Source organism: Bhargavaea cecembensis, from assembly GCF_000826125.2.
GTDB classification, from domain to species: Bacteria; Bacillota; Bacilli; order Bacillales_A; family Planococcaceae; genus Bhargavaea; species Bhargavaea cecembensis_B.
This window is the reverse complement of the sequence record NZ_LN651373.1, coordinates 1915284-1941566: the sequence shown is the minus strand read 5'-3', so window position 1 is coordinate 1941566 and position 26283 is coordinate 1915284. Positions and strand designations below refer to the sequence as shown.

28 protein-coding genes and 1 other RNA gene are annotated in these 26283 nt (G+C 55.5%); 23 read left to right on the top strand and 6 right to left on the bottom strand.

The genetic code is table 11. The features are described 5' to 3' along the window. Positions 1–103 precede the first annotated feature (103 nt). From BN1189_RS15075 to BN1189_RS14990, 18 genes are all read left to right on the top strand, one after another. Positions 104–583, top strand: coding sequence for a MaoC family dehydratase (locus BN1189_RS15075; RefSeq protein ID WP_040229143.1), 480 nt, complete (start codon positions 104–106; stop codon positions 581–583). Continuing rightward, positions 584–1300 (top strand): response regulator transcription factor, encoded by a 717-nt coding sequence (locus tag BN1189_RS15070; protein ID WP_040229141.1) that lies wholly within the window; start codon positions 584–586, stop codon positions 1298–1300. It abuts the gene before it with no gap. Beyond that, on the top strand, positions 1297–2820 hold the full coding sequence (gene pnpS, locus BN1189_RS15065; protein ID WP_040229140.1) for a two-component system histidine kinase PnpS: 1524 nt from the start codon (positions 1297–1299) through the stop codon (positions 2818–2820). The genes BN1189_RS15070 and pnpS overlap by 4 nt, the downstream gene beginning before the upstream one ends. A gap of 192 nt (positions 2821–3012) precedes the next feature. After that, positions 3013–4002, top strand: a complete 990-nt coding sequence (gene hflK / locus BN1189_RS15060) for an FtsH protease activity modulator HflK (protein WP_040229138.1) — start codon at positions 3013–3015, stop codon at positions 4000–4002. Beyond that, positions 3992–5032 (top strand): protease modulator HflC, encoded by a 1041-nt coding sequence (gene hflC, locus BN1189_RS15055; protein WP_040229137.1) that lies wholly within the window; start codon positions 3992–3994, stop codon positions 5030–5032. The genes hflK and hflC overlap by 11 nt, the downstream gene beginning before the upstream one ends. A gap of 78 nt (positions 5033–5110) precedes the next feature. Further along, the gene (gene polA, locus BN1189_RS15050; protein ID WP_040229178.1) at positions 5111–7738 is read left to right on the top strand and encodes a DNA polymerase I; all 2628 of its coding nucleotides are present in this window, start codon (positions 5111–5113) and stop codon (positions 7736–7738) included. A 49-nt stretch (positions 7739–7787) separates the two neighbouring features. After that, a complete protein-coding gene (mutM, locus tag BN1189_RS15045; RefSeq protein WP_040229136.1) occupies positions 7788–8660 on the top strand; it encodes a bifunctional DNA-formamidopyrimidine glycosylase/DNA-(apurinic or apyrimidinic site) lyase in 873 nt (290 codons plus the stop codon). Positions 8661–8675: 15 nt separating this feature from the next. Then, complete coding sequence (coaE, locus tag BN1189_RS15040) at positions 8676–9272, top strand: dephospho-CoA kinase (RefSeq protein ID WP_040229134.1); 597 nt, start codon at positions 8676–8678, stop codon at positions 9270–9272. 121 nt (positions 9273–9393) lie between these two features. Beyond that, positions 9394–10416, top strand: coding sequence for a glyceraldehyde-3-phosphate dehydrogenase (locus BN1189_RS15035; RefSeq protein ID WP_040229132.1), 1023 nt, complete (start codon positions 9394–9396; stop codon positions 10414–10416). 247 nt (positions 10417–10663) lie between these two features. Next, positions 10664–11044 (top strand): adenosylmethionine decarboxylase, encoded by a 381-nt coding sequence (gene speD / locus BN1189_RS15030; RefSeq protein ID WP_040229130.1) that lies wholly within the window; start codon positions 10664–10666, stop codon positions 11042–11044. 364 nt (positions 11045–11408) lie between these two features. Then, positions 11409–11873, top strand: a complete 465-nt coding sequence (gene nrdR / locus BN1189_RS15025) for a transcriptional regulator NrdR (protein ID WP_040229129.1) — start codon at positions 11409–11411, stop codon at positions 11871–11873. Between the two features lie 27 nt (positions 11874–11900). Then, positions 11901–13268, top strand: a complete 1368-nt coding sequence (locus tag BN1189_RS15020; protein WP_040229128.1) for a replication initiation and membrane attachment family protein — start codon at positions 11901–11903, stop codon at positions 13266–13268. A gap of 1 nt (position 13269) precedes the next feature. Next, entirely contained in the window at positions 13270–14217 is a 948-nt protein-coding gene (gene dnaI, locus BN1189_RS15015; protein ID WP_040229127.1) for a primosomal protein DnaI, read from the top strand. Between the two features lie 354 nt (positions 14218–14571). Further along, positions 14572–16509 carry a threonine--tRNA ligase gene (gene thrS, locus BN1189_RS15010; RefSeq protein WP_040229126.1) on the top strand — a complete coding sequence of 646 codons (1938 nt, stop codon included), beginning with the start codon at positions 14572–14574 and terminating at the stop codon, positions 16507–16509. Positions 16510–16878: 369 nt separating this feature from the next. Further along, positions 16879–17442, top strand: coding sequence for a translation initiation factor IF-3 (gene infC, locus BN1189_RS15005; protein WP_052455904.1), 564 nt, complete (start codon positions 16879–16881; stop codon positions 17440–17442). Positions 17443–17470: 28 nt separating this feature from the next. Then, positions 17471–17671, top strand: a complete 201-nt coding sequence (rpmI, locus tag BN1189_RS15000) for a 50S ribosomal protein L35 (protein WP_040229125.1) — start codon at positions 17471–17473, stop codon at positions 17669–17671. A 43-nt stretch (positions 17672–17714) separates the two neighbouring features. Next, positions 17715–18074 (top strand): 50S ribosomal protein L20, encoded by a 360-nt coding sequence (gene rplT / locus BN1189_RS14995; protein WP_040229124.1) that lies wholly within the window; start codon positions 17715–17717, stop codon positions 18072–18074. A gap of 91 nt (positions 18075–18165) precedes the next feature. Next, entirely contained in the window at positions 18166–18438 is a 273-nt protein-coding gene (locus tag BN1189_RS14990) for a DUF1294 domain-containing protein (protein ID WP_040229122.1), read from the top strand. Positions 18439–18454: 16 nt separating this feature from the next. Here the strand turns inward: BN1189_RS14990 and BN1189_RS14985 are convergent, their stop codons facing one another. Further along, positions 18455–18847 (bottom strand): hypothetical protein, encoded by a 393-nt coding sequence (locus tag BN1189_RS14985; RefSeq protein WP_040229175.1) that lies wholly within the window; start codon positions 18845–18847, stop codon positions 18455–18457. Between the two features lie 93 nt (positions 18848–18940). On the opposite strand from BN1189_RS14985, the gene BN1189_RS14980 reads away from it, so the two are divergent. After that, on the top strand, positions 18941–19426 hold the full coding sequence (locus tag BN1189_RS14980; RefSeq protein WP_040229121.1) for a dUTP diphosphatase: 486 nt from the start codon (positions 18941–18943) through the stop codon (positions 19424–19426). Positions 19427–19465: 39 nt separating this feature from the next. On the opposite strand, the gene BN1189_RS14975 is transcribed toward BN1189_RS14980, so the two are convergent. From BN1189_RS14975 to thpR, 3 genes are all read right to left on the bottom strand, one after another. Continuing rightward, positions 19466–20515, bottom strand: coding sequence for a DUF4097 family beta strand repeat-containing protein (locus BN1189_RS14975; protein WP_052455903.1), 1050 nt, complete (start codon positions 20513–20515; stop codon positions 19466–19468). 3 nt (positions 20516–20518) lie between these two features. Then, a complete protein-coding gene (locus BN1189_RS14970) occupies positions 20519–20830 on the bottom strand; it encodes a PadR family transcriptional regulator (protein ID WP_040229120.1) in 312 nt (103 codons plus the stop codon). A 107-nt stretch (positions 20831–20937) separates the two neighbouring features. After that, positions 20938–21492, bottom strand: coding sequence for an RNA 2',3'-cyclic phosphodiesterase (gene thpR / locus BN1189_RS14965; RefSeq protein ID WP_040229119.1), 555 nt, complete (start codon positions 21490–21492; stop codon positions 20938–20940). A gap of 218 nt (positions 21493–21710) precedes the next feature. Between thpR and BN1189_RS14960 the strand changes: the two genes are divergently transcribed. Further along, complete coding sequence (locus BN1189_RS14960; RefSeq protein ID WP_179860968.1) at positions 21711–22151, top strand: helix-turn-helix domain-containing protein; 441 nt, start codon at positions 21711–21713, stop codon at positions 22149–22151. Positions 22152–22224: 73 nt separating this feature from the next. Beyond that, positions 22225–22899, top strand: coding sequence for a hypothetical protein (locus BN1189_RS14955; RefSeq protein ID WP_040229118.1), 675 nt, complete (start codon positions 22225–22227; stop codon positions 22897–22899). A 741-nt stretch (positions 22900–23640) separates the two neighbouring features. Here BN1189_RS14955 and BN1189_RS14950 read toward each other — a convergent pair. Beyond that, positions 23641–24198 carry an SLOG family protein gene (locus BN1189_RS14950; protein ID WP_040229117.1) on the bottom strand — a complete coding sequence of 186 codons (558 nt, stop codon included), beginning with the start codon at positions 24196–24198 and terminating at the stop codon, positions 23641–23643. Between the two features lie 77 nt (positions 24199–24275). Then, positions 24276–24461: non-coding RNA, 6S RNA (gene ssrS / locus BN1189_RS14945), on the bottom strand. A 173-nt stretch (positions 24462–24634) separates the two neighbouring features. Here ssrS and BN1189_RS14940 point away from each other — a divergent pair. Next, the gene (locus BN1189_RS14940) at positions 24635–25300 is read left to right on the top strand and encodes a hypothetical protein (RefSeq protein ID WP_040229170.1); all 666 of its coding nucleotides are present in this window, start codon (positions 24635–24637) and stop codon (positions 25298–25300) included. Between the two features lie 230 nt (positions 25301–25530). Further along, on the top strand, positions 25531–26196 hold the full coding sequence (locus BN1189_RS14935) for a Crp/Fnr family transcriptional regulator (protein WP_040229116.1): 666 nt from the start codon (positions 25531–25533) through the stop codon (positions 26194–26196). Positions 26197–26283 lie beyond the last annotated feature (87 nt).

The following is a 26283-nucleotide window of genomic DNA, read 5'->3' as shown; positions in this document are numbered from 1 at the left end:
GACCGGGCGCGGGATGCCAAACGCCATCCTTGCCTGAACCCGCACGGAAGCGGAGGCGCCTCCGTGCTATAATGAAATCATCAAGGATAAAGGGGAGATCCGAGTGATATTCAACCGCCGGCGAGTGAGTGTCAGGCCGATCAGCGAGCTGACCGAAGGAGAGTCTTTGAGGATCACGGAAAAGATCGACGACCGGGATCTGTTGCTTTATCTCGGGTTGACGAATGACAGCAATCCGCTTTATATCCAGCATGATTTTGCCAGAGCCGCCGGTTATGAAAGCCCGGTGGTCCCGGCGGTGATGCTGACGGGAATTGTGTTCTCCTCGCTGTCCAAGCATCTGCCCGGTCCGGGCGCACGGGTCCTTGAGCAGCACATCCGGTTCCCGGAAGCCGCCCGGCATGAGTCGACCCTGACCTTCCGTCTTGAAATCAATTCGATCCAACCCGAAGAGGGATTCATCCTCGTCCGGGTTGACGGAGAAGATGAAGGCGGCAGAGTCGTCATGGAGGGGGAAGTGAAAGTCGCCGTTCCGGTTCTGCTGGAAAGGGAAGCGGAAATATCAGCATTGGGGGAAGCCTGAATGACCGAGAAAAAAACAATATTGGTCGTCGATGACGAACGACCGATCCTCACTTTGTTGGAATACAACCTGGAGCAGGCGGGATTCAACGTGATGACCGCAGCCGACGGACAAGAGGGAATGGACCGGGCGATCGCAGACCGGCCGGATCTCATCGTCCTGGATCTCATGCTGCCGAAGATGGACGGGATGGATGTATGCAGAAGCCTGCGCCAGCAGAAAGTCGAGACGCCGATCATCATGCTCACCGCCAAATCGGATGAACTTGAAAAAGTGCTCGGGCTTGAGCTCGGAGCCGATGACTATATGACCAAGCCGTTCAGCCCGAGGGAAGTGGTGGCAAGGGTGAAAGCCGTGCTCAGAAGGACCGGCCGGCAGCCTGCGGTTCCAGGAGAAGAGCAGGAGATGGTCCTCAAATCAGGGGACCTCACCGTGTACCCCGATCGTTTCGAGGCGTATAAAGCCGGCAAGGAGCTTGAGTTCACGCCAAAGGAATTTGAGCTGCTCGTCCATCTGATGGTAAACCGCAACCGGGTCCTTTCCCGCGATCAGCTGCTCAGCGCCGTCTGGAACTATGACTTTGCAGGAGACACACGCATCGTGGACGTACATATCAGCCATCTCCGCGACAAGATCGAGCTGAATACGAGAAAACCCGCCTTTATCAAAACTATCCGCGGAACCGGCTATAAATTTGAAGGCCCGCCTGACGCATGAAGCCGCTCAGGAAAAAACTGTTCGTGTCGTTTCTGCTGATCATGGGGCTCACTCTTGCCGGCCTGGTCTTGGTCCTCGCGCAATTGCTCCCGGTCTATCTGGAGCATGAGGACGAACGAGCCGCCGGAGAAGTGGTTTCCCTGCTCGGCGAAAAAGGGATCAGCCTGGACGCGGCTGACCGGGCCGAACTCGAAGATCGGCTGGCCGGAATCGATCCCGGGACAGGAAAGAAAAAGCCGCCGATCGGATTTTTGATGACGGCGGCCGTTGTTTTCGCCATGGCATTCATCGCTTCGGGAGTCCTGTATTACAAAATGGCGGACCGGTACGTCCGGCCGATCGATCTCGTGACGGGAACCGTGCTCGATCTCGCAAAGGGAAATTACCGCGCAAGGGCCGAGTGGGGGGAAGCCGGGATCCAGGTCGGCCTCATCTCGGCCGTCAACGCACTCGCCCGGAATCTGCAGGACATGGAGTCCATCAGAGAAGCCGAATCCGAGCGCCTGGAAACGCTGATCGGCCACATGGGGAGCGGATTGCTCATGATCGGACGCGATTCCGAAATCGCCATGGCCAATTCGTTTTTTCTGAATCAGTTTGACGTCCGGGAGCCTGCACTTGTCGGCAAAAGCTATAAGGCCGCCCCGCTTCCGGCATCGCTCATCCGGCTGATTGATGCCGTCCAGATCGAGGAGAGGCCGAGGACGGAACAGATGGACATTTCCAGAAGCGGAGGGACCGGAACGATGGCGGTCTATGCGGCGCCGGTCATCAACAAGAACGGAGGATGGCTCGGCATTGTCGTCGTCATGCATGACATCACGGAACTGATCCGGCTCGAGCGGGTCAGGAAAGACTTCGTCGCCAACGTCTCTCATGAACTCCGGACGCCCGTGACGTCGATCAAAGGATTTTCGGAGACTTTGCTGGACGGGGCCATGTATGACACCGCAACGGCCGAGCAGTTCCTCGGCATCATCCACCGGGAGAGCGGACGGCTGGAAACGCTCATCGAGGACCTGCTCGATCTCTCGAGGATCGAGAAGGAAGGATTTACGCTCGAACTGAAGAGCGTCCGGGTCGGCGATGTGCTGCGCCAGGCGATTGAGACGGTCTCCGGCCGCCTGGAAGAGCAGAACATGAAGCTAAGCTTCCATATCGCCGACTCGCTGACGGTCAAGGCGGATGAGAACCGGTTGGTCCAGGTGTTCGTCAATCTGCTTGCCAATGCCGCCGCCTATTCAAAACCGGGCACCGGCATCCGGATCGAAGCGATTCCCGACGGAAATGCGGCTTCCATTTCGATTGAGGATCACGGGATCGGGATTCCCGAAGAGGATCTTCCGAGGCTCTTCGAACGGTTTTACCGCGTTGACCGTGCAAGGAGCCGGGACTCGGGCGGCACCGGACTCGGCCTGGCGATCGTCAAGCACCTCGTCGATCTGCACGGAGGTTCCGTCCAAGTGCAAAGCACGGTCGGAAGCGGCTCGGTCTTCATCGTCCGGATCCCGCTCGCCTGAAAAAAACATGACCATGGCAGATGGACGCGCAGGGCCGCAGGCGGTCAGGAGCGGACATCTGCCATTTCCTTTGCCGGCAGCAATCGGAATGATTCCAAACGAAAAGACCATCCAAATGAAAAGAACTGAAACTTTCCGCCTGTTGATCCCGTAAAGAAAGCTATACATAATGACCCAGAAGGAGGGGGAAACATGAGCGTCAAACGCATATTGACGATTGCCGGAATGGCGGTCGCCGCCGCCGTGCTGCTCATCCTCGTTTTTACCACTTGGTATACGGTGGATGAAGGAGAACAGGCCGTAATCATTACATTCGGAAATGCCGATGAGACGGTCGTCGAATCCGGCCTGAAATTCAAGCTACCATGGCCGGTGCAGTCGGTGGAGAAACTGTCCAAGGAAACATTCAGCACGACGTTCGGCTACAACCAGGATGAATCCGGCGAACTCATTTCCTATGATAAAGAGACAAAGATGATCACGGGTGACGAATATATCGTCATCGCCGACCTGGTCGTCCAGTGGAAGATCACAGAGCCGGTCAAGTACTTGTTCAACTCCGAAAATCCGCGGGAGATGCTGCATGATGCAACCGCCGCATCGATCCGGTCGATCATCGGCTCCTCGCCGATCGACGATGCGCTGACGGACGGGAAGGCAGAGATCGAGGCGGAGACGAGGGACCTGCTCGCAGATCTCATCGAACGCTATGATATCGGCATCGCCATCCAAGGGGTGAAACTCCAGGACGTGGAACTGCCGAACACGGAAGTCCGCGATGCGTTCACCGCCGTCACCGACGCGCGTGAAACGAAGAGCACGAAGATCAACCAGGCAAGAAAATATGAAAACCAGAAAAAGAATGAAGCGGAAGGGGAAAAAGACGCCATCCTGTCCCGGGCACAAGGTGACAAAATCGCCAGGATTGAACAGGCGACCGGTGACATTGCCGTCTTCGACAAGCTGTATGCGGAATACAGCAACAACAAAGAGATCACCCGCGAGCGGCTTATCCTGGAGACGATCGAGCAGGTGCTGCCGGGTGCCAATCTCTATATCATGAACGATGACGGCGGGACGATGAAGTACCTGCCGCTCATTTCGGGCCAGCAGGGAACCGTCCAGGCACCCGAAGAAGAAGGCAAGAAACAGGAGGAAGGAGGAAAAGACGATGGCCGATAATAATGATAATCCGTTCAAAAGCATAGAAGAGAAGTTCCTGGAACGCCAGCGCGAGCAGGCGAAAAAGAAGCAATTCCGCCAGGCGAAAAAACCGCGCAAAAACCCGGATGGGCCCAAAAAGCCGAAAACCCCGATGACGTCCGCCGACCTGAAGAAATACATCAAGCCGGCGATCGGCCTCACAGTCATTTTCGCTCTTCTCCTCATCCTCCTGGCCAACGTCTATATCGTGAAAGAGAACGAGTACCGGGTCGTCCGCCAGTTCGGCGAAGTGGTCCGGATCGTCGATGAACCAGGCGTGAAGTTCAAGGTGCCGTTCATCCAGAGCGTCTCGACACTGCCGAGAAACCAGATGGCCTACAACGTATCCGAGGCGGAGATCACGACAAAAGACAAAAAGCGGATGATCATCGACAATTACGCGGTCTGGCGCATCACCGACCCGAAAAAGATGATCAACAACGCCCGCAATATCGTGAACGCGGAATCGCGGATGGAAGAGTACATCTACTCGGTCGTCCGGTCGGAATTCGGCCGTCTCGACTATGCGAACATCGTCAACGACACGGATTCTTCGCGCGGCAACCTGAATGATACCGTGACCGAGCGTGTGAACGAACTCCTTGAAGCCGGGAACTTCGGAATCGCGGTCACCGACGTCCGGATGAAGCGGATCGACCTGCCTGCAGAGAACGAGCAGTCGATCTACACCCGGATGATCTCCGAGCGTGAATCCACCGCACAGACCTACCTGTCCGAAGGGGATGCGGAAAAGCGCCGGATCGAAGCGGAGACCGACCGTGAAGTCCAGGAAGTCCTCGCCAAGGCGAAAAAGGAAGCGGAAGTGATCCGGGCGGAAGGGGAAGCCGAAGCGGCACGCATCTATAACGGCTCCTTCTCCAAGGATCCGGATTTCTATGAGCTGTACCGGACACTCGAGTCCTACAAGAAGACGATCGGCGATGAGACGATGATCATCCTGCCGTCCGATTCTCCGTATGCCCGGATCCTTTCGGGATACACCGACTAAACAGAACCGTCGTCTCCCCCCACTATGGTAAGATGGGGGGAGACGATGGTTTTATTTTCGCGGATGGAGGTTGAAGACATGACGAAGCGGAAAGTGCTGCTTCTCGACGGCAACAGCCTGGCGTACCGGGCCTTTTTTGCATTGCCGCTGCTGACGAACGACCAGGGTGTCCATACGAATGCGGTTTACGGTTTTGCGATGATGCTGCAGAAAATCCTGGATGAAGAGAAACCGACCCATATACTCGTCGCCTGGGATGCGGGGAAGACGACGTTCCGGCACGAAACGTTCAAGGAATACAAAGGAGGGCGCCAAAAGACCCCGCCTGAACTGTCCGAGCAATTCCCGTATTTGCGGAAAATGCTGAGCGCCTACAATATCCGCCAGTATGAGCTTGAGAGTTACGAGGCGGATGACATCATCGGGACGCTGAGCAGGGAAGCCGAAAGCGGAAGCGATGAGACAGTCATCATTTCCGGCGACAAGGACTTGACCCAGCTCGCAGCGGATGACGTGACCGTCTGCATCACGCGGAAGGGGATCACCGACATCGAGCGGTACACCCCTGAGCACGTGATGGAAAAGTACGGACTTACCCCGGGCCAGATCATCGACATGAAGGGCCTCATGGGCGACGCGTCCGATAACATCCCGGGCGTCCCGGGCGTCGGCGAAAAGACCGCGATCAAACTGCTCAAGCAGTTCGGGTCCGTTGAAGGCGTATATGAAGCGCTCGGCGAGGTGAGCGGCAAAAAGCTGAAAGAAAAGCTTGAGGAAAATGAAGAGCTCGCCAGAATGAGCAAAGAGCTGGCCACGATCAATACAGGTTCTCCGGTCGAAATCGGCGTGGACGACATCCTGTATTCCGGGCCGGACATGGAGGAAGTTGCAAAAATTTGGCAGGAACTCAATTTCAGGACGCTGCTTGAAAAGATGGATGCGCCTGTCCGGGAAGAGGAGCCGCTTGAGGAATTCAGCTGTCCGGTCGTGGACACCGTTCCTGAAAACCTCCTGGCGGACGGAGTCGCGATCCACCTGGAGCTTGCCGGAGAACAGTATCATACCGCTGAGATTCTGGGACTTGCCTTGTCTGACGGCGAGGAGACGGTCTTTATCCGCCCGGACGATGCGAAGGAAGATGCCAGGCTGTTCAGCTGGCTGAGTGATCACTCGAAGGCGAAATGGTCGACCGACTCGAAATCGGCGCTCGCTTCCCTTACCCGGCTCGGCGTGGAGACGGAAGGAATCGGATTTGATCTGCTTCTTGCCGCCTATATCGCCAACCCGTCGGTTTCGCTGACGGACACGGCCTCCATTGCGTCGGAATTCGGCTGGACGGGCATTCCGTCCGACGAGTCCGTCTACGGAAAAGGCGCGAAAAAGTCGGTCCCCGACATCGAAATGGTTGCGGCGCATGCCGGCCGGAAAGCGATGGCGGTCGCCCGTCTGAAGGACCGGGTCGAAGAAAAGCTGAAAGCCAATGAACAGTATGATCTGTACAGAGAGCTTGAGCTTCCGCTCGCCTCCATACTCGGTAAAATGGAGGCTGAAGGGGTCGGCGCCGACCGGGAAACACTCATCGATATCGGGGAGGACCTGGGCGGCAAACTTGAAGCGATTGAGCGCGAAATCTACGAAATCGCGGGCGAGGAATTCAATATCAACTCGACGAAGCAGCTCGGCGTCGTCCTGTTCGAAAAGCTCGGCCTGCCTCCGATCAAAAAAACGAAAACCGGCTATTCCACGGCGGCCGACGTGCTCGAAAAGCTGGAGGGACGCCATGAGATCATCCGGCATATCCTCGAATACCGGCAGCTCGGCAAGCTGAAGTCGACTTATATCGAAGGACTGCTGAAGGAAATCCATCCGGACGGCAGGATCCATACGTATTATCAGCAGGCGCTCACACAGACGGGGCGTCTCAGCTCGACGAACCCGAACCTCCAGAACATCCCCGTCAGGATCGAAGAGGGCCGGAAAATCCGGAAGGCGTTCATCCCTTCGGAGCCCGGCTGGATGATGTTTGCGGCCGACTATTCCCAGATCGAACTGAGGGTTCTTGCCCATATGTCGGGTGATGAACGGCTCATCCAGGCGTTCCGCGACGGTGCCGACATCCACACCCGGACTGCGGGGGATGTGTTCCACGTGGCGCCGGAAGACGTCACATCGGACATGCGGCGGGCGGCGAAAGCCGTCAACTTCGGGATCGTCTACGGCATCAGCGACTACGGCCTGTCCCAGAGCCTGAACATCAGCCGGAAAGAGGCAGGCGAATTCATCGACCGGTACCTGGCCAGCTTCCCGGGCGTGCAGGCCTACATGGAAAACATCGTCGCAGAAGCGAGGAAACAGGGCTACGTCACGACACTGCTCAACCGCCGCCGCTATCTTCCGGATATCACAAGCTCGAACTTCAATCTGAGAAGCTTCGCCGAACGGACGGCCATGAACACGCCGATCCAGGGCACTGCGGCGGACATCATCAAGAAAGCGATGGTCATGATGGATGAACGGCTGGAGCGGGAGAACGTGCGCGCACGGATGCTCCTCCAGGTCCATGATGAACTGATTTTCGAGTGCCCGGAAGAAGAAGTGGCCGTCCTTGAGAAAATCGTGCCCGATGTCATGGAGTCCGCGATGTCGCTCGACGTGCCGCTCAAAGTCGAATCCGCCTCGGGGCCGTCCTGGTATGACACGAAATGATGCTTCGTCAAAAATGGAAAACGATCCGATGAAAGAAGATGATTGACCCATGCCGGAACTGCCGGAAGTGGAAGGCGTCGTCCGTTCGCTCGGACCGGCCGCAATCGGCCGGACCGTGCGCGACGTCGCCATTTCGGATACGATTATCAAGTCGAAATCCGAAGCGAAAGAAGCCATCCTGAAAAACATCTCACCGGAGGAATTCACCGACCGAATGCGCGGCATGCGGATCCTCAACGTAACCCGGCGGAGCAAATATATTTATTTCCATCTGGAAAAGGAAGGGGTGCCCGCGCTGCTCGTCAGCCACCTCGGCATGTCGGGCGCATGGTTTGCCGTTGCAGATCTGGAGGACGTGACTGAGGACAAGTTCCGCAGGCACGTCCATGTCGTGCTTGAAATGGAGGACGGGGGCCTGCTCGTCTTTGCGGATATCCGCAGATTCGGCGAACTCCGCCTCATCGGCCGGGAAGCCGATCATCCGCCGCTTCTCGCCATGGCGCCCGAACCGTTTGACGAAGAGGCGGAAGGGCACTTCCTGGAACTGAGCGCCTCACGAAAATACCGGGACAAGCCGATCAAGGAAACGATCATGGACGGCCATGTCATCTCGGGCTGCGGCAACATCTATGCGACCGAGGCCCTGTTCCGGATGGGCATCCATCCGGCGAGGAGGACGTCGCGGATCAGCATGGAGCGGCGTTCCGAGCTTTTCCGCGCGATCGTGGAGATTTTGGCCGAGGCGGTGGAGGCGGGGGGAAGCTCGATTTCCGATTACCGCAACATCAACGGGGAGGCCGGGGCCATGCAGGACCGACTGCAGATGTACGGCAAGAAAAAATGCCCTGCATGCGGCAGCCCGACAAAACGCCGGACCATCGGCGGGCGGACGTCCGTCTATTGTCCGAAATGCCAGCACTAAAGGGAGGAAACACAGATGATCATCGGATTGACCGGAAGCATTGCAAGCGGCAAAAGCACCGTATCCCGCATGCTGGCGGAGCGGGGATTCCCAATCGTGGATGCGGACCTCGTGGCGAGGATCGTGGTGGAACCCGGGCGCCCGGCACTTGATGCGATCCGGGACGCATTCGGGGACCGTGTGATCCTTGGAGACGGGTCCATGGACCGCGCGCTCGTCGGGGAACTGATCTTCAATGATCCTGCCCAGCGTAAAAAGCTGAATGACATCATCCATCCGGCCATCCGGGAAGAAATGCTCCGGCAGCGGGATCAGTTTTTGGCCGACGGCGCCAGGACCGTCATCATGGACATCCCCCTCCTGTTCGAAAGCCGCCTGCAGCATTTTGTCGACAAGGTACTCGTCGTATCCGTCACGGAAAAGACCCAGCTCCGGCGGCTGATGGACCGGAACGGGTTCACCGAGCAGGAAGCCAGGGCCCGGATCTCCTCCCAGCTCCCCATTTCCGAAAAGGAAAAGGGGGCGGATGCCGTCATCTATAATAATGGCACACTGGAGGAGACCGAGCGGCAGCTCGACCGGATTCTGTCCGGCTGGCAGGCGGAACTTTGAGGGAAATCTGAATTGAAGAACTTCCGCTTTTATTCCGTTTCAAGATGCATTTTGAATAATATGTGCTATACTATTTAAGGATAAATGAAAATGAGTATAACACAGTTACGGGAGGATCATCATGACAACTTCAATTGCGATCAACGGATTCGGCCGCATCGGCCGCATGGTGTTCCGCCAGGCCATCCTGGAGGACGATCTGAATATCGTGGCGGTGAATGCAAGCTATCCGGCCGAGACACTTGCGCACCTATTGAAATATGATACGACCCACGGCAAATTCGAAGGCGAAGTATTGACGGAAGAGGACGCCCTCATCGTCAACGGCAAGCGGGTCCAGCTCATCGCCGAGCGGGATCCTGCGAAACTTCCTTGGAAGGAACTCGGGGTCGACATTGTGATCGAAGCGACCGGCAAGTTCAATGAGCGCGGCAAAGCGGCCCTCCATCTCGGAGCGGGCGCAAAGAAAGTGATCCTCACCGCTCCCGGGAAGAATGAGGACGTCACGATCGTCATGGGCGTCAACGATGACAAGCTGGATCTCGAGAAGCATGACGTCATCTCCAATGCGAGCTGCACGACCAACTGCCTGGCGCCCGTCGCAAAAGTGCTGAATGACGAATTCGGCATCGAAAGCGGGCTCATGACGACGGTCCATGCCTATACGAATGACCAGAACAACATCGACAACCCGCACAAGGATCTTCGCCGTGCCCGTGCGTGCGCGCAGTCGATCATTCCGACGACGACGGGCGCTGCAAAAGCCCTTTCCCTCGTGCTGCCCGAACTGAAGGGCAAGCTCCATGGAATGGCGCTCCGCGTGCCGACGCCGAACGTCTCCCTCGTCGATCTCGTCGTTGACCTGAAGACCGATGTCACGCCTGAGACCATCAACGAGGCGTTCATCCGTGCATCCGAAGGCCCGATGAAAGGGATCCTGGCTTACACGGAAGAACCTCTTGTCTCGACTGACTTCAACACGGACACGAGTTCCGCCACCGTTGACGGCCTCACCACGATGGTGATGGGCGACCGGAAAGTGAAAGTGCTTGCCTGGTATGACAACGAGTGGGGCTACTCCGCCCGGGTCGTCGACCTGACCAAAAAAGTCGCTGCAGAAATCGGCTCAAAAGTGAATGCCTGAATCCATCGCCCGGACCAATCAGTCCGGGCGTTTTTTCATGTTCATTGCAATTCGCCCGGCGGAAGGCCGCTCACGGAATTTTGATGAAATTAATAGTTGCGTTCGCCGGCCGCCCATCATATAATTATTTCGACCAACTGGTCGCTGGGCCGCTTAAAGGGTTAGGACCTCTAGGACTAACTTTCCCCCGTGGCGTCCCGTTTGCCGGTAACCCCGGCAATCACACTGAATGAAGGGGGGACGAACCATGGAAACAATGGGTCGTCATGTAATTGCAGAACTGTGGGAATGTGACTTTGACAAGCTCAACGACATGCCGTTCATCGAGCAGACGTTCGTGGACGCGGCACTCCGATCGGGTGCAGAGGTAAGGGAAGTGGCGTTCCACAAATTCGCCCCGCAAGGCGTGAGCGGTGTCGTCATCATCTCTGAATCTCATCTGACCATCCACAGCTTTCCGGAACACGGCTACGCGAGCATCGACGTCTATACATGCGGCGATCTCGACCCGACGGTTGCAGCCCGCTATATCGCGGAGGCCCTCGGTGCGAAAAGCCGCCAGATGGCCGAACTTCCGAGAGGCATGGGCCCCGTCGCCACACCGGCAGCCGCCGTCAGCATGGCTTGAGTGATTGATTATAAAAAAACAGTGCACCGCTTCGCAGGGACCTCCGGGTTTCTGCTTTTTTGATTGGCCGGGGGATGAATAATTGCGCCTCTAAAAACTGTGTACGCGCCTTTGAAACTGCCCACCGCGCCTTTGGAAACAAACGTACGAGGAACCGCGCCTCCGAAAACACTCTGTACGCCTGGAGCGGAAATCAGGCAAAAGTCCCCGCTGCTCCGCGGCAAGTAACGCCGCTGCACAGCCTTGCCTTGTGCCTGTCGCTTCTATCCGCCCCTCTCGGACGGAAGACTAAACCGGAACCCGTTCCAGCCGCGCCGGATGTCTGCTATAATAGAAACACCATAATCGGAAAGCAGGGATCACGATGAAGTGTCCGGCTTGTCAGCATAACGGGACGCGTGTCGTCGATTCCCGGCCGGTGGACGAAAGCAAGGCGATCCGGCGCCGCAGAGAATGTGAGGAATGCGGATTCCGCTTCACCACATTTGAAAAAGTCGAAGAAATGCCGCTCATTGTCGTAAAAAAAGACGGCTCGCGCGAAGAATTCAGCCGGGAGAAAGTGCTCCGGGGACTGATCCGGGCTTGTGAAAAACGGCCGGTGCCCCTTGATGTCCTCGAAGGGATCGTCTTCTCGATCGAGAAGGAACTCCGCAGCCAGGGCAACGCAGAAGTGAAATCCGAAGGGGTCGGGGAGATGGTGATGGAACGCCTGGCGGATATCGATGACGTCGCCTACGTCCGGTTCGCCTCCGTTTACCGCCAGTTCAAGGATATCAACGTATTCATCGAGGAACTGAAAGACCTCCTGGAAAAAGGTGAAGACCGCTGACCGCCTACGGAATGAAAGGATGTCAACATGAACTCGCTCTATAAAGAACTTCAGCCGTCGGATGCGTATTGCGTCCGGCTTCCTTATCCGTTTACGGACTATGACCGCCAGATCCTCACTGCGCTTTACCAGCCGCTTGTCGGTCACGAGGCCATGGCGGTCTTCTTCTCCCTGTGGGGGGAGGCGGAGCGGGAAGGAGGGACGGAATCGAACCATTACCACCTTCTGAATGTGCTGGACATGCCGATCGGCCGGCTTTTCCCGGCGAGGCTGTCACTCGAGGGAATCGGCCTTCTCAAGACTTACCGCAAGCTGGAAGGGGACGACCGCTCCTTCATCTACGAACTCCAGCCGCCGCTCGATCCGGAAACTTTCTTCCATGATCCGATCCTCTCGGTCTTCCTGTTCGGAAAAGTCGGGGCGCCGGCCTACAAGCGGCTCAGACAGCGCTTCATGGCAAGCCCGCTGCCGGACGGTTATGAGGATGTGTCCCGGTCGTTCCTGGAGGTGTATCGATCCGCCGCTGCCGGAACGCAAGAAGCGGAAGACCCTCATACATATGAACAAAACAGCCGGCCGGATCGGCTTGCATTCGACGGTCATCAATTTGATTTCTCTTTGTTCATGGAAGGGCTCTCGGCCCATCTTGTGCCGAGGAAGGCCTTCACGCCCGCGGTTCGGGACATGATCGCCAGGCTCGCTTTCCTCTACTCTCTCTCGCCCCTCGAGATGCAGCAGGTCGTGCTGCTCGCGATTGACGGGGACGGCAATTTGACGGAGGACCGACTGAAGCGGGGGGCCTCCGACTATTACAAGCTGTCCAAATCGAAGAATCCTCCCCTTGTGGAACCGGTCCTCAACGGAGAGCGGCAGAAACCGCAGACCGAAGAGACGGGCTCCAAGGAAGATCAACTCGCAGCCTATCTGGAAACAGTCCCGCCCGTGGATATGCTGCGGGACATCAACCGAGGGCGGGAGCCGATGCAGGTGGACGTCCGGCTTGCGCAGAAGCTCGTTCTGGAACACGGTCTGCCGTCCGGCGTGGTCAATGTGCTACTCCAATATGTCCTGCTGCGCAATGACGGCAAGCTCACCAACAACTACGTGGAGCGGATCGCCTCGCATTGGATGGCCAAAAAAGTGTCCACGGCCAAAGAAGCACTGGAGCTTGCGCGCACCGAACATGATAAGTACATGGACTGGAAGCAGGAAGGCGGAAAGCCTGCCGGCAACCGGAAGCGCACGGGCAAAACAGAAAGCGTCCCGGACTGGTTTTACAAGAAAGACGACCAGCCGGAACAGCCGCAGGAGGAAGCGGATAAAAATCCGGACAACGAGGCGCGAAGGCTTCGCCTCATGGAGAAATTCGGCATGACGAAGGGCGGTGTGAATTGAAGTGGAACCAATCAAGCAAACGCTGAAACGGGTGGTCAACGCACCTAAATTTGCCGAGCGGTACGACTCCATCCGTTCGGAAGTCCTCGAGCATCCGGGTGTCCAGGCTTTCCTGGAGGAACATGCAGGGGAAGTGGACAAGCGGATGGTGGACCTCGGGATGAATAAATTGTACGAGTATGCCACGCAGTCACATGACTGCTCCCGGTGCCCGGGTGTGGGAGAGTGCATCAACGTGGTAAAAGGATACGAACCGAAACTCGTTATCGAACGGGGCGCCATCGGCGTGGACTATGTCATGTGCCGGAAAAAGGCCCAGGAGACGGAACGCAGGAAAGTGTCCTCGATGATCCGGAGCATGCATATGCCGAAGGAAATGCTCGGGATCGAGATCAAGGACGTCGAAATCACCGCTGAAAACAGCCGGCTGGAAGCGGTCGAAAAGATCGTGGAGTTCCTCGACCAATATGACCGCACCCGAGAACTTCCTTCAAGGGGACTGTATATCCACGGACCGTTCGGGACGGGCAAATCATATCTTCTCGGCGCAGTGGCGGGAGAGCTGGCGAACCGGCATATCCCGTCTGTCCTCGTCTTTGTGCCCGAATTCCTCCGCGAACTGAAGCAGTCGATCCAGGACCAGTCGCTTGATGAGAAGATCGGCTACGTGAAGCAGGCTCCGGTGCTCATGCTCGATGACATCGGCGCCGAGACGCTCACCGCCTGGACGAGGGATGAAGTGCTCGCCACGATCCTCCATCACCGGATGTCCGAGCAGCTTCCGACATTCTTCACGTCAAACTTCGACTACAAGCAGCTCGAGAACCATCTGGCCTATACACAGCGGGGCGACAAGGAAGTCGTCAAGGCCGGCCGGATCATGGAACGCATCCGCTCGATGACGCTCCCCGTAAAGCTCGACGGGCAGAACCGCCGGGAAAAGGCGTAGGAGGCAAATGCCTGCCGGCTGTTGCAATATTTTGCGGAATTGATTATACTCAGTTCAATACTTCTTCCAAATGCTTGGACGGGGACAACATTCCGGATGATCCGGCCAGACAGAGAGCGGGGCCCCAGGCTGAAAGCCCCGATGGCACGGAACCGGATTGACCACCCCAGAGCAGCCCGCGTGACTCCCGGTATCCGGGATAGCCCGGGCCGGCCACCGGACCGTTATCCGATGCAGAGCTTCGTCCGGACTTCAAGATCCGGATGGAAGAAGGGTGGAACCGCGAGCAGACGACTCGCCCCTTTTGGGGGGACGGGTCTTTTTTGCGTTCAAAAACGAAAGGAGAGGGACAGCATGGCAGAGAACATCAATCTGAAATTCCCGGACGGCGCGATCAAGGAGTTTCCTTCCGGCACGACGACGGAAGAAGTCGCACAGTCGATCAGCCCGGGCCTCAGAAAGAAGGCGCTCGCCGGAAAGATCAACGGCCGCCTCATCGATTTCCGCACGCCGATCGAAGAAGGCGGGGATATTGAAATCATCACGCCGGAGGCTCCGGAAGCACTCGAGATTCTCCGCCACACGACAGCTCACGTGCTGGCACAGGCGGTTAAGCGGCTGTTCAAGGGAGTCAAGCTAGGCATCGGCCCGGTCATCGAAAACGGGTTCTATTATGACTTTGATTCGCCGGAACCGATCACGGCCGAAGACCTTCCCGAAATCGAAAAGGAAATGAAAAAGATCGTCAACGAAAATCTGGAAATCACGCGCAAAGAAGTCACGCGCGAAGAAGCCCGGAAAATCTACGAGGAAATCGGCGACGAGTACAAGCTTGAGCTTCTCGATGCGATTCCCGAAGGCGAAAAAGTCACCATCTACTATCAGGGCGAGTTCTTCGACCTGTGCCGGGGCGTCCATCTGCCGTCGACCGGCAAGATCCGTGAATTCAAGCTGCTCAGCATCGCGGGTGCCTACTGGCGCGGCAACTCGGACAACAAGATGCTCCAGCGGATCTACGGGACTGCGTTCTTTAAAAAAGAAGAACTGCAAGAGCACCTCCGCCTTCTTGAAGAAGCGAAAGAGCGCGACCACCGGAAGATCGGGAAAGAGCTTGACCTGTTCATGAACAACCTGCTCGTCGGACAGGGGCTTCCGCTCTGGCTGCCGAAAGGCGCGACCATCCGCCGCATCGTCGAGCGCTACATCGTCGACAAAGAAGAGAAGCTCGGCTATGACCACGTCTATACGCCGGTCATGGCGAACGTCGAGCTGTACAAAACATCCGGCCACTGGGATCACTACCAGGACAGCATGTTCCCGCCGATGCAGATGGACAATGAGGAGCTCGTCCTCCGTCCGATGAACTGCCCGCATCACATGATGGTGTACAAAAATGGCATCCACTCGTACCGCGACCTGCCGCTTCGCATTGCGGAACTCGGAACGATGCACCGGTACGAAATGTCCGGTGCGCTCTCCGGCCTTCAGCGGGTGCGCGGCATGACGCTCAACGACGCCCACATCTTCGTCCGCCCGGATCAGATCAAGGACGAATTCAAGAAAGTCGTCGAGCTCATCATCGATGTCTATAAAGACTTCAAGCTGACAGATTACTCGTTCCGCCTGTCCTACCGGGATCCGGAAGACAAGGAAAAGTACTTCGACGACGATGAAATGTGGAACAAGGCGCAGAGCATGCTGAAGGAAGCGATGGATGACCTCGGCCTCGATTACTACGAAGCGGACGGGGAAGCGGCGTTCTACGGTCCGAAGCTCGATGTCCAGGTGAAGACGGCCATCGGCAAGGAAGAGACGCTGTCGACCGTGCAGCTCGACTTCCTCCTGCCGGAACGATTCGACCTGACATACATCGGCAAAGACGGCAAGCAGCACCGCCCGGTCGTCATCCACCGCGGCGTCGTCTCGACGATGGAGCGCTTCGTCGCATTCCTGATCGAAGAATACAAAGGCGCCTTCCCGGCATGGCTGGCACCTGTCCAGGTGGAAGTCATCCCGGTCTCGCCTGATGTGCATCATGACTACGCGGAATCGGTCCGGGAAGCTCTTCTTGCCGAGGGCTTCCGCGTCGACGTTGACAATCGCGACGAAAAGCTTGGCTACAAGATCCGGGAAGCCCAGACGCAGAAAATCCCGTATATGCTTGTCCTCGGCGACAAAGAAGCGGAAGCCGGCGAAGTCAACGTCCGGAAATACGGCGAACAGAAATCCGAAAGCATGCCGCTCGGCGACTTCATCGCCCGGCTCAAAGAAGTCGTTGACTCGAAGAACTGATCATGCTGTTCCCGCAGGTGTCTCGTGTCCTTCACTCCAATCAATCACCTTTGAGCGAGGCTGAGTGGAGCGGAAGGTGTCCGCCTGCAGCGGAAATCAACGCCATTCTCAAAATCTGAATCAGTCATTGACAGGACCTCGATGCATATGATAAAGTAAGTAAGGTTAAGGAATACTGTTTGTGGTAGAAGAAGAAGCCGCCCGCTTCTCACCTGATCGACGCTTCGGCTGTTGGCAGGTTTGCACCATTGTGACGTTCCGTGCTGGCTTCGCACGGTCACATAAGCGGGTGGACATCTTCGATGTCCACCCGTTTTCTTATTCGGATTGGCCACGGAGGGAGAGATCCCCGGCGGGCCTACCCAAACCATGTATTCGCGATACACTACACGGAGGTGGCTTACGATTAGCAGAGACAACCGAGACAAATTTGTTAACGAGGGCATCCGCTCCCGGGAGCTCCGCATCATCGATCACAACGGTGATCAGCTGGGCATCAAAACGCGGAACGAAGCGCTTGAGATTGCTGCACGTGCCAATTTGGACCTGGTCCTCGTCGCACCGAATGCGAAACCGCCTGTAGCCCGGATCATGGACTATGGGAAGTTCAAATTCGAGCAGCAGAAGAAAGAACGCGAAGCGCGCAAAAACCAGAAAGTCATCAATATCAAGGAAGTCCGCCTGAGCCCGTCGATCGACGAGCATGACTTCCAGACCAAGCTCCGCAACGCCATCAAGTTCCTTGAACACGGGGACAAGGTGAAAGCGTCCATCCGTTTCCGGGGCCGGGCGATCACCCACAAGGAGATCGGCCAGCGTGTCCTCGAACGCTTTGCAGAGGAATGCAAGGAAGTCGGGACGGTCGAACAGCGTCCGAAGATGGAAGGCCGCAGCATGTTCCTTCAGATGGCGCCGATCAACGAGAAGAAATAAACCTGCAAAGGATTGGGAGGATCACGAAATGCCAAAAATGAAAACACACCGCGGTTCCGCAAAACGCTTCAAGCGCACAGGTTCCGGCAAACTGAAGCGCGGCCGTGCATACACAAGCCACTTGTTCGCCAACAAATCGACGAAGCAGAAGCGCCACCTGCGCAAATCGACGCTCGTCTCCAAAGGCGACTTCAAGCGCATCAAATCCATGCTCACATACATGAAGTAATTCCGAACCAACACACACATCGAAACACCAGGAGGGAAAACCAATGCCACGCGTAAAAGGCGGTACAGTGACGCGCAAGCGTCGTAATCGAGTTCTTAAACTTGCAAAAGGCTACTACGGTTCCAAACATACACTCTACAAAACAGCTAACCAACAGGTCATGAAGTCCCTGCAATACGCATACCGTGACCGTCGCCAGAAAAAACGCGACTTCCGCAAACTGTGGATCGCGCGCATCAACGCGGCTGCCCGCATCAACGGCCTTTCCTACAGCCGTCTCATGCACGGCCTCAAAGTAGCCGGCATCGACGTCAACCGCAAAATGCTTGCCGACCTCGCCGTAACGGACGAGAAGGCATTCGCACAACTTGCGGACGCTGCGAAAAAAGCAGTCAACAACTAATTCATGAAAAAGAGCCGGCGGCATGCATCGCCGGCTCTTTTTTCATATTCCGGGACCTGCACAGTGCCGTGCAGGGTGAAAGGAGCGGGCCATGGAAAACGTACTCATCGCCTGGATCGTGATCATGTCGGTCTATGGACTGTTCATGATGGGATTCGACAAACGGCGCGCCCGGCAGGGGGGATGGCGGATCCCGGAGCGGACACTGTGGACAATCGCCCTGTTCGGGGGCGGCATCGGTATGTATCTGGGCATGCAGCTGTTCCGGCATAAAACCCGGCATACGTCGTTCAGGGTCGGGTTTCTCATGCTCGCATTGATCGACGCGGCAGTCTGCATCTGGCTCGGAACGGCAGGCATATGAAAAGGCGGGACCCTGTTCAGGCGGTCCCGCCGTGTTTCATCAGTTGTTCAATCGGGTTTTTCCAGTTGATTTCGGCATCCGGATAATTCATCCGGATTTCGCTTTCAAGGAACAGGAAATCGTCCCGGGTGAAGCCTTGCAGCTTCGTTTCATCCTTGACCCAGACAAAGATCGAAACGACTTCAAATGCCTCGGTCGTCGTGCCGAGATACTTTTCACCTTCAAACAGGGCGCCTTTGTATGTGATGAAGAAATTCTTCCGCACATTTTTTACGTCATCATAAAAGTAATACCGTTCCTGCTCGTACGCGTCATCGAGTTTCCGTTTCGGGTCGGTCAGGTAGCGGACCCCCCGATAAAATAAATAAATGATGAGCGCGATGACGGCCACACGGATGATCAAAGCCATGACGATGCCCCCTTGCACATACTTGTTCTCCTTCTATACGGGCGGGGGGCCATTTGGTTTCAAGATATCGATAAAAATTTTGGGGGTTTTGCGGTGAAACTTCAAAAACTGTTCGACATGCAGCGCGAACTGGACCGGTATATCGAAGAAAACAACGGGATCAAGGGCGATGTCTTCGAAGAAAAAGTGCTCGCCCTCACCGTCGAACTGGCCGAGCTGGCCAATGAAACGCGCTGCTTTAAATTCTGGAGCAGGAAAGGCCCTTCAGAAGAGGATGTGCTTCTTGAGGAATATGTGGACTCCATCCATTTTCTCCTGTCCCTCGGCATCCTGAGGGGGCTCGACGGTCTCGGCGAGTGGCCGGAAGGGGAGCTGGACGGTGAGCTGACATCTCTGTTCATCCGGACGCAGCGGAAGATCCTCGAATTTGCGGAAGCGCCGGATCTGGATTCCTACCGTGAGATCTGGATCTGCTACCGCGCGATTGCAGCGAAGCTTGGATTCTCGACAGATGCCATCATGGCAGCCTACGAGTCGAAAAATGAGGAAAACCACAATCGCCAACAACACGGATATTGACGAAGAAGGCCGGCCCCGTCAGAGGAGCCGGCCTTCTTTTTAAATTTTCCTGAGTGCAATCTTTCCGTTGTCCGACTCAAGCCGGACAGTGTGAGTACCGGACCCGTAGGCTTTTTCTGGTCCCGGGTTTCCGAAAATATCCGGCTTTCCGGTGGACGAGCGGACTTGGATGTGTGCATCTTCCGGAAGTTTTTTTGTCTGGACCGTGATGCTTCCGTTGTCGGTCTTGAGATGGATATTGCGGTCAATGTGGACGGTGTTCAGCTCGATCCGTCCGTTATCGGTCTCGGCGGACAGGTCCCCCTCCACGTCCGAGAGAGTGATCCGTCCGTTGTCCGTCTCGGCGGTCGTCCGGCCGGCACGCACATTTGCCAGTTCAATCCGTCCGTTGTCCGTCTTGCATAAAATGGTTTCCGACTCGGCCTTTGAGATCTCGATCCGCCCGTTGTCTGTCCGTGCCGTCAAATTCCTGAAAGCGCACTCCCGGACTCTGATGCGCCCGTTTCCGCTGTCGGAGAAAAATGTTCGGGCGAGCGTTTGCTCCGCGGAAACCGTTCCGTTTTTCGAGCGGATTCGGATCTCGTCATACATCCGCTTCGGCAAGTGGACGACGGTCCGGAACGGGCGGGTAACCGCGCGGCGGAACCAGCTCGTCAGGCTTCTGTCTCCTTTTAAAACGATGACCAGCCGATCCTCTTTGATGCTCGCATCAAAGTGCAGACCGCTCCGCTCGCCGATCAGCTCAATGCGGGTCACTTCATCTTCCGAAGATATGAGTTTCAGTTCTCCCGCGGCGATCTCGGCGAAGACTCCATTGAATCGGCTGTCCTGCAACCGGATCACTTCGTACCGGGAATCCATCTCTGCAGGCCGGGACCCCGTCTCTGTGTATTCCGGATAGGCCGAAAGGATATCCTTTGCAATTTCTTCGGGAGAGCCGAGAGAAGAGGAGATCTCCCGCTCGTCTTTTCCTTCACGCGCACCTTCTTCGAAATACTCATCCAGGTCCGTCAGAATATCAGCCTGCTCTTCTTCCGGCAATGCTGCAAGCAGCCGCTGCAGTTCCCCCAGAAATTCATTTTTCCCCATTTGTCATTCCTCCCCGATCAGTTCGTTGACGCTTCGGTTGAAGCTCCGCCACTCGTGAAGCAACGTCTCCAAGTAAGCCTTCCCTGCATCCGTCATCCGGTAATATTTTCTCGGCGGCCCCTCAGTCGACCCTTTTTGGTAAGTGTCAAAGTAGCCTTCTTTCGTGAGTCTTCTCAAGACGGTGTAGACCGTGCCTTCCGATACAAAAATTTTTCCGGAGATCTTTTGGACGAGTTCGTATCCGTACCGGTCGTGTTCGTCGAGAAGAGCGAGCACACAGAGATCCACGACGCCTTTTTTGAATTGCACGTTCATACAAAGGCCTCCTCCGCCTAGTACTGCATAAAGAACAGTACCGATAAGTCTAATGTATCATCACTACTGCTTAATAACAAGTACCGAACGAAAAAAACGGCGGACAGTCAGCCGCCGAGTTTAAAGGTTTCAAGTGCTACGTATTTTGGGCTTTGGGCAGGGTGGATTTCAAAGAGCTGGAAGGAGTCGACTGTGATAAGACAAGGATCGAACGGTTCCGGGGACAAGCTGATCGGCTCCTCCGTCTTTTTCTTTTTTGCGATCGTTACATGAGGGGTGAAGCGATCCCGGGAAGAGGAAAGGCCCAGCTTATCGTGGACCGTCCCAGAGACGTCTTTCTGGAGCGTTTGAAGGGGCCGATTCTCTGAAAAGCCGAGATACACGACCCGCGGGCCTCTCGGTGAACCGAAGAAATCCACCCGGTCCATCCCGACGGTGAAGGGGGCGTGGCTCCTGGCAACGTCCCGCAGACCGGCAGAAAGCCCATCGATCTTGTCTTCATCACAACTGCCGATAAAATAAAGGGTCACGTGCAGGTCTTCGGGATGGGGAATGGCTTTATACCGTGTGTCCAGCTTCAAGTCTTTCTGGTATCGGGCGGCGAACGGGCGGACTTTTTCCGGCATCCGGATGCCGACGAAATAGTGGGCTGGCAGGATCAACCGCTCCTTTCTGAATGGGTCTGATGCTTCTTATTGTATCCGTTCTCACCATTTCGAACCAGAGAACAACAGCCGCCGAGCTTGATTTATGTGTAAAATACCGACGGATGAAGAAATAAATGATGCAGGCTTTCAGGAATGCTATGATGAAGAAGATGACCACATCAGACACCGTTTTCCGGAACAAATATGTGTACGGGGCAGGAGGAGGGGAAAAGATGGGATGGGATCAGGAAGCATTCGGACACCGTTTGCGGTATCTGCGGGAACAGCTCGGGCTGTCCATGTTGGCATTCGGGCGGGAGATCGGGACGTCCGCGAGCCGGATCAAGCACTGGGAAGAAGGGAAAAGCGCACCGACCGCAGGCTGGATCGTAAAAATCAGCAATCGTTTCGGCGTATCGGCGGATCTTTTGCTTCTCGGGGAGCAGGGGGCTTCCGATTGCAGGGAACCGGAACTCCCGCAGGCCGGCGTGGAAGAGGAAGATGCGCTGGATGAGCTTATTCGTCTGATGAAAACGGCCGGAGAAAACGAATTTGCAGGTGGAGACGGGAAGGAGCGCATAATCCGTGAAATCTCATCCAGATTGCCCGGACTCTCTTCCCGCGACTTGCATGAACTGCTGGTCCTGACAGCCCTGAAAACAGGGGCTGGATGACAGCCGCCATTGGACAGCCGGCGCTTCATCACTTAAGATGGAACGAGACTGACTGGGGAGAGGAGGAACGAAAATGAAGCTTTACCAAGTGCGCAAAGGACAATTCGTCTTTTTCGAAAACGAATTGTACAAAGTGTACTCCATCAACCCGCTCGCGAGGAAATCGGTCCATATGTACAGAGTCAAAGACATGGAACAGGCCACGAGCCGTGCCGAGGAAATCACCTTCCACCGGCCGCAGCATATGGACTCGTTCATGTTCTACGGGAAGCGGTATACGTTGCGGGAGGACCTGGAACCGGGAATCGACGATTTTATCCTGGTGACCAAGCCGGATCCCGAACCGATGAGCCACTACGGGCTGAATGAATTCGAAAAGGTGGAACAGATTGATGGCCGGACTGTCCTGACGTCACGGCAGAATATCGTGAAACGGAAAGAGTTCATCCTCATGTCTGAAGGGATGGCCGAAGGGGCGCTCGATATTTCTTATCAGGACCCTTCAAAAGTCACCGAAGAACAACAACTCGCCGACCAGCGACTGGAGCGGAAACTGTCCCGTGAGCAGGAGATCCAGCCGAACATCGGAGATATCTACCTGAACCTCCACGACGGCGGACGCTCGATGGTCGTGGCCGTCGTGGACGACGATGTCTATCTGGGCCACGGCGAGAAGTTCAAGATCAAAGAACTGCTCGACTCGGACAACTGGACACTCGTCTATGTAAACACCGATTTTGTCCTTTAAGCAAAAAGCTCCCTTCCGGAATATCTCTTCGGGAGGGAGCTTTTTATGGCGGCCGGATCCTAGGAAACCTTCCGCCGGTTCACGGGAAACCATGACGAACGCGAAAAAAGGAGAATGGCCATAAAAATTCTCCCCTGGCGTTCCATATTGTAAATCGGGCCTCCATATTTCAAATCGGCGTTCCATATTGTAAATTGAGACTCTATATTTCAAAACGGGTCGCCATATTGTAAATTGAGGTTCCATATTTCAAAACGGGTCGCCATATTGTAAATTGAGACTCTATATTTCAAAACGGATCGCCATATTGTAAATCGGGCCTCCATATTTCAAATCGGCGTTCCATATTGTAAATTTAGACTCCATATTTCAAAATGGGTCGCCATATTGTAAATTGAGATTCTATATTTCAAAACGGATCGCCATATTGTAAATCGGGATTCCATATTTCAAAACGGGTCGCCATATTGTAAATTGAGATTCCATATTTCAAAACGGATCGCCATATTGTAAATTGAGACTCTATATTTCAAATCGGCGTTCCATATTGTAAATTGAGATTCCATATTTCAATTCAGCCCCAAAAGAGGTCTGTCTCTCTAAAAATCCTGCTGCAACCGTCATCTAAAGGATGAAGTTGATACTTATACTCACGAAGTTGGTACTCATTCTCACGAATTTAACACTCACCCATCAAAAGTTAACAACCGCATCACTGTCGGCCATCCGGTTCTGCTGCGTTCATTCCCATTTTTCAGCCTGCATGTCTTCAGCCGCGAGTTGAAGATCTTCGGCGTTGATGGTGAGGACTTCATAATCACCGGCATCGGCACGCTGTCCGGCGAGCCGCTTCATCCATTTGGGGGATCCTTCGTTGTCTTCATCGTAGATGATCAGGATGCCGTCGGAGTTGCGGAGAAGAAATTTGTCCCGCTCCGAGAATTGCCACGGCGCCTCGTACGGCCGTTTCGTCAGGACGGTTGTGAAATCCGCCTGGGCCATGATGGATTCAAATGCGGCTTTTTTGGCGTCGTTCCACTTTTCCTCTTGGTTGAGGAAGGGGAGGATGATGGCGACTTGCAGGGAAGGGTACTCTTCCTGCAGCTCGAACGCCGTTTCGGCGGCCCATGTTTCGACGCCGGGCTGCCCGCTTATGATCACCCACTCCAATCCCTCTTCCAAGAGCCCGCGAATCCGGTCGGCAAGCGCCCTGCGGATGACGGGGATGCCGGGATGTTTATCATTGAAGATTCCGAGCTCATGAGGCTTGTATCCGGTTACGACCAGTCGTTTCAGCATCAGCTACACCCTTTCGCAAAACTGCCGTATGTAAAAAGGCCAGCCCGTATAAACGGGCTGGCCGGTGGCATTCAATAAGTAAAGCCGCATTTGCCGTATTGGAATTAAAAAGTTTAAAACCGTCACTCCACTAAGTGGGTGTCGCGGGGATGTTCCTGCACGTCTCCGGTCCAACCGGAGCCTATCATTCCGATCCCGTTTTAAACTCCCTATTTCAGCTCAAAGGTTAAACTTTATAATCAGTACGGGCAACGCAGCCTGTATTAAGAGTATAGGTCATCTTGCCTCGGGATGCAATGGAAATGCCTGGGTTAGCTTTGGCCGGCGCTGGAACTGCGATGATGGCCGTGATGCACGCACCGGACGGGCATCCGGGACAAACGGGAACTTCTATGCATGGTATAATGAAACCAATCAGAAAGTCGAGGTGGGCGGATTGTTCAAATCGGTATTGCTTTATACGGACCGGCTCGCAGCGATGCGGCGGTTTTATGGGAATATTTTGGAGCTGGAGATCACGGAGCGGATGGAGGACCGATTCACGGTCAGGATCGGATCGACAGACGTGACATTCGTCGCGGGGGACCGGCCTTCGTTCTATCATTTTGCGATCAACATTCCCGGCAATCAGTTCACGATGCTGAAGTACTGGGTGAAGGACCGGGTTCCCCTGAACTGGGACGGCGGTGTCGATGAAGTCTATTTCCGGAGCTTCGATGCGGACTCGATGTATTTCGAGGACCCTGCGGGCAATGTCATCGAACTGATCGGAAGGAGAAAGAAAGACCTGTTCGGCGACGTGTCGCCGGCCTCGTTCCTGAATGTCAGCGAAGTCGGACTGGTCAGTGGGAATGTGGCCGCGGTCGGTCATTCGCTTCAAAAAGCAGGCATTCCGCTGCGGAACGGCACGGAAGTCGATCCGGACGGACTCAATTTCCTCGGGCGCGGGGATTCGTTTTTCGTGCTTGTTCCGCAAGGACGGCGCTGGTATTTCTCAAAAAGGGATGCTGAAGTGCACCAGCTTGAGGCCCGGCTTGAGAGCGGTCTTCGGGTGATGCTCGACGAAGAAGGGCAATTGACGATTGAGGACACGGAAGAATAAAGAGAACACAAGGGGATGAAGGGATTGGCAAGCTTGCTTGGGCTGTTCAGGAGGAAGTGCGATATCTGTCACCGCAAAACCGGCATGCTCCGGTCGTACCGGAATGATGGAGGAAAGGCGATCCGTGTATGCACGGCCTGCGGAGAATACGCGGAACGGCGTGCTTATCGCAAAAGTTGAATGGATGAGGAGGTGATCACACGGAACAGAATCGACAGGCGGAAGCGGGCATGAAGGCGCTTCTTCAGGCGAGCAGCGGACGCCAGTTCGTCGGGAAAGGCGAGTTTCTTTTCCGTGAAGGGGAACCGGCGGATACACTCTACTATATAGAAACCGGCAGGATCCGGGTCGGGAAAGTGACGCCGGACGGCCGGGAATTGACGTTCAGACTCTGCGGATCCGAGGATTTCATCGGGGAAGTGATGCCTTACTGTGAACCGTGTGCCTATACGGTCGAAGCGAAGGCTGCGGAAGATTCCACCGTCTCCGTTATCCCGAAAGACGCGCTGGAGGAGCATCTGTACCTCAACCCGGATCTTGCGGTGGCCTATATGAGATGGATGGGCGTGCTTCACCAGCGGACCCAGTCAAAGTTCCGGGATCTGATTCTTCACGGAAAAAAAGGGGCGCTCTACTCCACGCTCATCCGGATGTCCAACAGCTACGGGATTAAGCGAGACGACGGCACGATCCTTCTTGATATCGAACTGACGAATCAGGACTTGGCGAACTACTGCGGAATGGCAAGGGAAGTCGCCAACCGGATGTTGGCCGCCTTGAAGAAAGAAAAGAAAATCAAAATGGAAGACGGCAAAATCGTCCTCCTGGATGTCGGCTATCTGCGCAGCGAAATCCACTGCGAAAACTGTCCGGCGGAAATATGCACGATCGAGTAAAACTCGCCAACGACGGGCGGGTTTTATTTTTTTACGGAAATTTCCCCGGCCGGCCTGGCCCCCCTCCCCTTACACTCACCCATCTTC